Genomic DNA, 9,227 nt, shown 5'->3' with positions numbered 1-9,227 from the left:
GGCGGGGAGTATGGGGCGGCTTTGGGTGGTAGCTCGTGGCTCGTAGCTCATAGCTCGTGGAGTTTGGCTGGATTTTTATTTAATAAATAAAACCTCCTAAAAGAAAATCTACACAGTTGTTGTATCTTCGCACAAAATTCAACACAAATAAGTTATGACACACAAAGCCGGTTTCGTTAATATAATAGGTAATCCCAATGTGGGAAAATCCACCTTGTCAAATGCCTTAATTGGAGAACGGTTATCTATAATTACCTCTAAAGCCCAGACAACCCGCCATCGTATTTTTGGTATTGTCAACAAAGAGGATTATCAGATAGTGTTTTCCGACACACCGGGAGTTCTTCAACCAAAATATAAACTTCAGGAGTCGATGCTTCATTTTTCCAAATCGGCTCTTTCGGATGCGGACATACTCCTTTATATAACCGACACGGTGGAAACGCCGGACAAGAACAATGAATTTCTGGAGTTGGTGAAAAAGAGCAACATTCCGGTTCTGTTGGGCATCAACAAAATTGACCTTATCCAGCAAAAAGAGCTGGAAGATCTGGTTGATTTCTGGGAGAAGGAAATTCCCCGTGCAGAAGTATATCCTATGTCGGCCCTGCATAACTTTAACATTCAGAACCTCTATGACAGAATAGTTGAGTTGTTGCCCGAATCTCCCCCGTTTTTCGACAAAGATGCATTAACAGATAAGCCGGAACGTTTTTTTATATCGGAGATCATCAGGGAAAAAATATTGCTCAACTATCAGAAAGAAATTCCCTACTCGGTAGAAATAGAAGTTCAAGAATTCAATGATGGCCCCAAAAGAACCGACATCAGAGCAGTAATTCATGTAAGTCGTGATTCCCAGAAAGGTATTATAATAGGGCATCAGGGAAAAGCTCTCAAAAAACTGGGAATAGATTCACGCAAGGAAATTGAAATCTTTCTAGGCAAACAGATATATCTGGAGCTGTATGTAAAAGTATCCAAGGATTGGCGGGATCAGGATAATTTCCTGAAGAACTTTGGATATGAGAAGTAGGATTGATTTAGCCTGTGAATCAATCATTTTTATTACCTTTGCCCACTTTTTAAAATTGAAAAATAGTAAATAATCAAATAATAACATGGGGAACATCGTGGCCATAGTAGGTCGACCAAATGTAGGCAAATCAACTCTTTTTAACCGACTTACCGAATCTCGTCAGGCTATTGTTGACGAAGCCAGCGGGGTAACGCGTGACCGAATTTACGGAAAATCGGAATGGAATGGGGTCCGTTTTTCGGTGGTAGATACCGGCGGATATGCCATCAACTCGGATGACCAGTTTGAAAATGCCATTCGTGAGCAGGTTCTTATTGCCATTGAGGAGGCTGATGTCATCGTTTTTGTAGTTGATGTAAGCACGGGCGTTACCGATTTTGACGAAGCTGTTGCGGAAATTCTTCGCAGGAAAGCAAAACATGTAATCATTGCAGTAAATAAAGTAGATAATAACCAGCAAATCCCCGAAGCTTCCTATTTTTATTCGATGGGATTAAGTGATTTATTCCCCATTTCGGCAATTAATGGTGCAGGGACGGGCGAATTACTGGATCATCTGGTAAAGATTCTTCCGGATAAGGGAGAAGAAGAGGACCTTGAATTGCCACGATTCACTGTTGTTGGACGCCCCAATGCGGGAAAATCCTCATTGATTAATTCCCTTATCGGAGAAGACCGCAACATTGTCACCCCCGTTTCAGGAACCACACGCGACAGCATATTTACCCGATACAATAAATATGGTCATGATTTCTTCCTGGTGGACACTGCCGGAATCAGAAAAAAGACCAAAGTTCATGAAGATTTAGAATTCTACTCGGTGATGCGGGCCATCAGGGCCATAGAAAATTCCGACGTTTGCCTGCTCATGATTGATGCCACCCGTGGTTTTGAAGGTCAGGATCATAAAATATTTAGTCTGATTGAACGCAACCGAAAAGGGGTTGTGATTTTGGTCAACAAGTGGGACCTCATTGAAAAAGAGAACAACACAGCCAAAGAATTTGAAGAGGCTTTAAAAGCCCTGACAGCACCTTATACCGACTATCCGGTCATTTTTACTTCTGCCACAGAGAAAAAGCGTATTTTCAAAGCATTGGAAGAAGCTTTGGCCGTTTATGAAAACAAGTCCAGGAAAGTTGGAACCGCTAAACTTAACGAATATCTCCTGCCCATCATTGAGAACAATCCACCGCCAGCCAACAAAGGGAAGTACATCAAAATCAAATATATTACCCAATTACCGGCATCAGTTCCCTCATTTGCGTTTTTCTGTAACCTTCCACAGTACGTTAAAGACCCCTACAAGCGATTTATAGAAAATAAATTGCGTCAGAGGTGGAATTTCACTGGAGTTCCGATGAATATATTTTTCAGAAAGAAATAATAAAAAAGGAGACTGCAACGAAAAGCAGTCTCCTTTTTTGTATTAAACCTCCACTAAGGAGTTTGTTCATAAACTCAGGTGAATTACCGTTTAATCCGTCATATTTTTTCCCCAGGCGAAAACATCCAAATTATACTCCAAACAAAAAACATGGAAAATCCCATCTGGTTTTGTGTTTCACAAATAAAAGACTGATGGGTTAAATAAACTGTTGTTCAAGCATTGCGCATAAAGACTTTTAGTCCAGACATTTCGGATAGAAGAAGTAAATGTTCTTCAACTTTTCACTACCTTTGTCTATAATATTTCTAAATAAGCACAGCAATGCACATAAACCCCACTACAAAAATGTCGGACCTGGTGCAGTCAGATTTTGAACTTCTGGCTGTTCTTCAGAGACTTAAAATACCTTTTGGATTTAAGGAGAAAAGCATTAAAACAGTATGCCAGGAACAGAACATAGACTTGAATTTTTTTCTCAATCTGGCCCGTTGGTATCATGAACGGGATTTTTTTCCTGGCGAAACACTAATGAATCACCCCGTAAAATGGTTGGTAAAATATCTTCGCAGCACACATTCATGTTATATTGATTATCACATTCCGCGAATTGAAGAAGATATTGTCAGGATGGAATCGTTGGATCAATCAGGTGGTCATAATATGCAATTGATGCTTAAATTCTTCAGAGAATACATTGCAGAATTCACCACTCACATCCAGTTAGGGGAGGAAAAGATTTTTCCTTACATCCTGAATCTTGAAGAAAACCTTTACAAGGAGAAACCGGATGCTGAATTTTTAAAAACAGCCCGGGGCTATACCATTAAGGATTTTCTGGAAGAGCACAGTGACATCGAAGAGAAGTTGCTGGATTTGCGCAACATTCTTCTTAAATACCTTGCGCCCCCTTCGGACAACTGTCTGTTCACCAATGTACTGATAGAAATCTTCAGATTGGGAAACGACCTCAATGACCACACCATACTCGAAGAAAGTGTGCTGATTCCCCAGGTCATTAAACTGGAAGAGGCATTTCACAATAAATTTACCCTGCAATAAAGCATTATGGCCAAAGTACTAATTGCAGAGACATCCTATTTGGTTCGAAAAGGTTTAGTAAGCCTCCTCGAGCAAACGGAGGGCGTGGCGGAACTCAAAGCCGCGGGCCATCCGGACACCATCGTGCAGACAATTAAAGAATATAACCCTGATATTTTGCTGCTCAACAGCGCCATTCAGCTTCCTATATCACACAACGAACTCACCTCCATATTGCACAGTAAAGCCAGAATTATTTACATCATAAATACGCCTCTTCCCGAAGATAGTCCCAGCCATCAGATTTCGGTTTTTGACACGAAAAATAAACTGACCGAAAAAATCAGTTATCATCTCAAACAATACGAAACAACCGAAGAAAAAGAAGAGGCAGAAGATCTTACTCCCAGGGAAAAATTAATCCTCAAACATGTGGCGTTGGGATTCACCAACAAAGAAATTGCCACCAAGCTCTTCATAAGCACCCACACAGTAATCTCCCACCGGAAGAATATCACCCGAAAACTGGACATCAAAACAGTTTCCGGCCTTACTGTGTACTCGTTAATTAATGGAATCATTAAGATGGAAGACATTCAATAGAAGAGGCGGCGGAAATCCTTTCGGTTCATCACCTCCATACCAAATGCATCGGAAAACTGCTTCGTATTCTTATCTTTGTAAAAATTATGGACGTGGACGACAAACAACTTTTGTGGGAGAAAGTACCCCTTAGCGAACGCCTTTTGGCTGGATTGGTTGATATTGTAATTGCCATCCTGATATCGCTGTTCCCAAAAATCGGTTGGATGTTTGGACTGATTTATCTGCTTTCCAAGGATTCACTCTCTTTTTTGAACGGGCAGAGTTTTGGCAAAAAGCTCTTTAATCTCCGAACCGTTGCCCTCCCCCATTACGCCTCTCTATCGGGGTGGCCCGAAAAATCGATCATTCGCGGGCTGGTTCAGATTATCCCAGTCTTAAATATCATAGACCTGTATTATCTGACAACCCAAAAAGTCAGAATAGCTGACCGATGGGCCGAAACCCGGGTTATCCGAAATCAGGACTGGGAAGCCAAAGGTAGTTCAATGTAAAATGTTGTTCCTTTTCCGGTTTCTGTTTCAAACCAGATTTTTCCACCCGCACTTTCAATAATTTCTTTAACAATGGCCAGACCAAGTCCCATGCCGCTGGTTTTTGTAGTAAAATTGGGAACAAACATTTTTTCCCGGATCTCTTCGGAAATGCCCTTCCCATTATCTCTAATCTTCACCAGGGCCCTGTTATTCTGAACAGATGTAGAAATATTGATTTGTCCGTTCTCCCCTCGAGGAATCGCCTGTACTGCATTATTTATCAGATTATTAAACACTCCCAGCAACTGTTCGCCATCGGCATAAACAATAATGGACTCCCGTTCTTCAAAATCAGCGTGTATTTCCACATCCTTACTATTGGAAAAAAGAGTAACACTGCTTTTTATTTTATCAATAAGATTGATATTTTCCCGCTTTGCAGCCGGCATTTTAGCAAAATGACTGAATTCTGTTGCGATAGATGAAAGTTTTTCAATTTGTTCAATTAAGGTTCCCGTAACCCGTTTCAGATAACTGTCAAAATCCGGTACATTATCGTTCCATGCCCGTTGCAAATACTGGATATTAAGTTTCATAGGGGTAAGCGGGTTCTTAATTTCATGAGCAATCTGACGCGCCATTTCCCGCCAGGCCAGCTCACGCTGCGTTCGTGCCAATTGTGAAGCGCTCTCGCCCAGTTCATCGACCATCCGGTTGTATTCTCCCACCAGGCTACCAATTTCATCTTTCCCCTGATAATCGATTTTCTCGTTATGTTTATCGATTTTCAAATCGGCCAGTTTGGACTGTAATACCTGAAGGGGACGAGTTATCCGACGCGAAAGAAAAACTGTGATACCTATTATAATGAACGAAAACAAAAGGTAAAAATTTACCACGGTCATCACTACCGACGAAACCTCCTCGCGCAATTCATTATTGGCCACAAAATAGGGTACATTAATATAGCCCATCAGCATATCCTGCCGGTTATAGAATGGAACATAGTAGGAACGAAACTCCAAATCACCTATAGTTTCCTGCCCCAGATACCTGTTTTCTCCTTTATGGGTAAGACGGTAAAATGCAGAAGGGTTCATCTGTCCCCCAATCAGTCCCTGTTCAAACATTTCGGGACGTGAAGAGGCCAAAAGAATTCCATCTGTTCCAAACAAGTTAATATCGCAAAAAAACACATTTGAGATGGTCTGAAGCTGATAGCTCAGATATTCTTCGTTTCCCTGAGTTAATGGCCCCTCAAGTCCAATTTTTGATTCCAGTTCAAGAAGAACCGATTGGACCTTATCGTTGAGCAGTTCATCGTGTTTATTTTTAAACTGTTCAACAGTGTATAGCACCGTCCCGACAGCCACCACCAGCAATATAATGAGCATCAGCCCCACAAAGGAAAGCTGAATACGTTTCTGAACCGACAACCGAAATGAAAATGAAACGGTTCCAACTTTAGACACTCCAATAAAAATCAGTCCTATAATGAAGAATAATATAAAAAATATGGAAAAAACAATAAATATTTCAGATACGGAATTGTCTTTACGGCTCAAAATAACCAACGTATCTCCTTCGGGTTTAAACAAGATATGGGAATATCCATCATCTTTCACCATCTGTGTTTTCCCTTCTTCAAAGTCGATTTGGCGATAATTGCCATGATAATCGTATTCTCCGGAGCGTCGAACAAGACGCCCATCCACATACTTAGCATACGAATACCCCTCAAAAAGAGCCAGGCGGTCTTGCTCCTTCTGACTGATCAGGAGTTCAGGATAACCAAGTCCCTCAAAGTAGGGTTTGGACTGAAGTTCCACAAACAGGGTGGTTTCCAGTGGATGCCCTTCAAAAAAACGAAAAACACCCAGATATGAGACCCTCCCATTATCATTATTAAGGTAATAAAAATTGTCGCTCCCATCTACTGGCTGCCCCTGAGAGCCTAGTTTGGAAAAGAAATACTGGTAGCAATTATAGGTCTCTCCCGTTTCTTCGAACACAACATTCCCTCCCGGCCAGCAAGGCACTATCTGCATCTCATAACGTCCCCAGTAACCATAAAAATAGTATTTGAGCAAATGATTCTGAACCGCCATCTGATTAATATTGTTACGTGCCAGCAACTGACGCAAGGGAGCATCACGCAGAATCTGGCTTTCAATATCTGCCAGATACATTTCTGCCACAGGATCTTCTTCTCTCAGCAATTGATAAGAAAGATTCTCAACAAGTAATTCACGTGTAGCCTCTTCTTTGCTGATGGAAAGATTTATTAGTACAGAACCGGTAAAAAGTGCAAACAGGGTAACAATCCATATAAAAGTATTATAGGAATGATGAAGGCGAAAATCTCGTTTTACCCAAACTAGCAACAACAATAAGATGCCGGTAAAAAGAATTGCCCAATCCCCATCGCCGTGACCAACTCCTCCCCGAAATATCATTGTAAACACCAATGCCGATAAAATTACCACCGACATGGTCCACCGCTCCAGCCGGAACAAATAAAGACGTACAACTTTCTCGGCAATCAACAAAAAAGAAAAAAACAAAAGTGACAGAATAACAATTTTAACGATTGCAATCTCATTTAATTCAACAACTTTGTAAAACACCGAAGGTTCGGATGAATGCTCTACCATCTTATATAAAAACCCCATCAGGTATAGCATCCATAACTGAACAAGGATACTAACTGAAAAAAAGCAAAAGCTTTTAACAAGGACATGCTCCGATCGGAAAGGAGCAATGTCGGGCCATCGAAAAAAGCGGAAAATGAGCAAAGAAATCAGAAATAAAAAGAAGGCAAACAAAAGTAGTGCTCCCAGAGAAGGCAAAAAATCGGACATTGCAAAATGCCTGGGCGAAAAAAGGCCTAACCCTTTGAAAGCCGACATTCCGGAATGCCAGAAAACGAAATAATAAAAAACCCCAAACAACGTAACAGCAGAAAACAAACGGAGATTAATCCAGCGACTTGATCGTCGTTTTTTTAGCCCCAAAAGTATTAACCCCCAAATAGAGAAAATAGAAAGAAGATAAGCTACCAGCACATATATTTCACTATTGTTCCCTGTTTTTCCGAGAGATAAATCACTGATAGAAAAAAGATACTCTCCCTCAAGTCCAAATACAGGTTGCCACGATGAATTCTGATCGCGCACAATCCTCGTCCCCGGAGACAATCCGGAAGGCAATACAAACCGATCGTGAAGATACTTATTTTGATAGGGATAGGAATCTTTGATGCGATAGAGCCCCACCAGAGAGTAGGAATTGTAACGAAAATGCTGTACAAGATAATATCCATTGTCCAGTTCAATAAAGGGCTGTGTGAAAAATACCGGGTGAATATCCTGAACCGGCAAACGTTGATCAGACCAGGCCACCAGCTCATTATCATAAAAAATCAACATTTCATTATCGGTTCCAGAAACCGAATCCATATAAGCCCAGGCAGCACTTGGATACTCCAGCAGGCTATCCGGAAACTGCTTAAGCATCTTATTCAGAGAAATCTGGCGCTTTTGAATGGAGCGTTCCAACTGCTGAATATCAATCTGTTGTTTCTGATTTCCGGAGGCAAAGAATTCAATCAACAACCCTGTAGATGTTGAAACAAGAAACAAAACTACCAGAAGCCACCAAATTCTTCTACCGGGCATAAAGAAACCTTTTTTTAATGTCTGTATGAAGTTAACCCAAATAATTCACAAATTAATTCTGTGTCCGACAACGACTTTGATTGAGAAAAACTTTTTTTGTCTGCACCTTAATCAAAGGCGGAGCAGCCCTGAAATTTATGAATAGTTCAGACAAGCAATAACCATGCAAAATATATTAGAACCTGTTTTAAGTTTTATCCTTTGGGATCTTTGAGCTCTTATTCTTCATAAAAATCTCTTTTATTAACGGCGCTGTCTCAGAACTCAAATCTTCCAAAAACAAAATTCAAACCGCTTCTTAATCGTGATGATAAGGTTCATTTCTCAGAATGGTCATAGCTCTGTAAAGCTGCTCAGCAAAAATCAGACGCACCATCTGATGAGAAAAAGTCATCCGCGACAAAGATAATTTGCCATTGGCACGCCCGTACACCTCGTCCGAGAATCCCCAGGCTCCTCCAATTACAAAGATCAACCTTCTGGCACCTCCGAGCATCTGTTTTTCCATGTATTCTGAAAACTCACGCGAAGAGAACAGTTTCCCACCCTCATCCAGTAACATCAACTGATCAGAATTTTCTACATTCTTTAAAATCACTTCGCCCTCCAACTGCTTCAATGCTTCCGGTTTCATTTTACCGGCATTTTTTATATCGGGTAAAACTTTGGCTTCAAATGGCAAATAATGGGTCAATCGGTCAAAATATTGCTTCACACCCTTTTGAAGCCATGGCTCAGCAGTTTTCCCCATCATCAGGAGCAGTACCTTCATATCATTTATAACTTAAAATGTTTCTGACGACTAATATAAGGAGTTTTTGGTAGTTGGGAATCAGAGTCCGAAAGTTAGAGGTTTGATACTATCTTAACTGATAAGAAGAAACTCGGAAGAAATAATCTTCACACAAAAAAAAGGCAACTTTGTGGTTTAATTTTTGCATTATTTTACTTTTGTATAAGAAAGCAATTAAGTTAAACTTTAAAAAATGAAGAATCTGATTAAA

7 protein-coding genes are annotated in these 9,227 nt (G+C 40.6%); 5 read left to right on the top strand and 2 right to left on the bottom strand.

Translation table 11 applies throughout. The features are described 5' to 3' along the window. Positions 1–154: 154 nt before the first annotated feature. The 5 genes from era to QZZ43_RS05335 all read left to right on the top strand — a co-directional run bounded on the left by era (position 155) and on the right by QZZ43_RS05335 (position 4,564). Positions 155–1,036, top strand: coding sequence for a GTPase Era (gene era / locus QZZ43_RS05355; RefSeq protein WP_291856896.1), 882 nt, complete (start codon positions 155–157; stop codon positions 1,034–1,036). A gap of 85 nt (positions 1,037–1,121) precedes the next feature. Next, complete coding sequence (gene der, locus QZZ43_RS05350; protein WP_291856895.1) at positions 1,122–2,426, top strand: ribosome biogenesis GTPase Der; 1,305 nt, start codon at positions 1,122–1,124, stop codon at positions 2,424–2,426. 324 nt (positions 2,427–2,750) lie between these two features. After that, a complete protein-coding gene (locus QZZ43_RS05345; protein ID WP_291856894.1) occupies positions 2,751–3,488 on the top strand; it encodes a hemerythrin domain-containing protein in 738 nt (245 codons plus the stop codon). A 6-nt stretch (positions 3,489–3,494) separates the two neighbouring features. Then, positions 3,495–4,070, top strand: a complete 576-nt coding sequence (locus QZZ43_RS05340; protein ID WP_291856893.1) for a LuxR C-terminal-related transcriptional regulator — start codon at positions 3,495–3,497, stop codon at positions 4,068–4,070. A gap of 86 nt (positions 4,071–4,156) precedes the next feature. Further along, positions 4,157–4,564: a hypothetical protein gene (locus QZZ43_RS05335; RefSeq protein ID WP_291856892.1), complete on the top strand. Its 408-nt coding sequence runs from the start codon at positions 4,157–4,159 to the stop codon at positions 4,562–4,564. Here QZZ43_RS05335 and QZZ43_RS05330 read toward each other — a convergent pair. Together QZZ43_RS05330 and rlmH are read right to left on the bottom strand one after the other, a co-directional pair. Beyond that, positions 4,531–8,223: an ATP-binding protein gene (locus QZZ43_RS05330; protein ID WP_291856891.1), complete on the bottom strand. Its 3,693-nt coding sequence runs from the start codon at positions 8,221–8,223 to the stop codon at positions 4,531–4,533. The genes QZZ43_RS05335 and QZZ43_RS05330 overlap by 34 nt on opposite strands. 298 nt (positions 8,224–8,521) lie before the next feature. Then, positions 8,522–8,995 (bottom strand): 23S rRNA (pseudouridine(1915)-N(3))-methyltransferase RlmH, encoded by a 474-nt coding sequence (gene rlmH, locus QZZ43_RS05325; protein ID WP_291856890.1) that lies wholly within the window; start codon positions 8,993–8,995, stop codon positions 8,522–8,524. Between the last annotated feature and the right edge of the window lie 232 nt (positions 8,996–9,227).

It is taken from the genome of Marinilabilia sp., assembly GCF_016278715.1.
GTDB lineage: Bacteria > Bacteroidota > Bacteroidia > Bacteroidales > Marinilabiliaceae > Marinilabilia.
Note: the sequence above shows the minus strand (reverse complement) of the source record. Positions and strands in the feature narration are given on the sequence as shown.

Coding starts and splice junctions, on each gene's coding strand:
- era (WP_291856896.1), top strand. CDS start 155: ATGACACACAAAGCCGGTTTCGTTAATATAATAGGTAATCCCAATGTG.
- der (WP_291856895.1), top strand. CDS start 1,122: ATGGGGAACATCGTGGCCATAGTAGGTCGACCAAATGTAGGCAAATCA.
- QZZ43_RS05345 (WP_291856894.1), top strand. CDS start 2,751: ATGCACATAAACCCCACTACAAAAATGTCGGACCTGGTGCAGTCAGAT.
- QZZ43_RS05340 (WP_291856893.1), top strand. CDS start 3,495: ATGGCCAAAGTACTAATTGCAGAGACATCCTATTTGGTTCGAAAAGGT.
- QZZ43_RS05335 (WP_291856892.1), top strand. CDS start 4,157: ATGGACGTGGACGACAAACAACTTTTGTGGGAGAAAGTACCCCTTAGC.
- QZZ43_RS05330 (WP_291856891.1), bottom strand. CDS start 8,223: ATGCCCGGTAGAAGAATTTGGTGGCTTCTGGTAGTTTTGTTTCTTGTT.
- rlmH (WP_291856890.1), bottom strand. CDS start 8,995: ATGAAGGTACTGCTCCTGATGATGGGGAAAACTGCTGAGCCATGGCTT.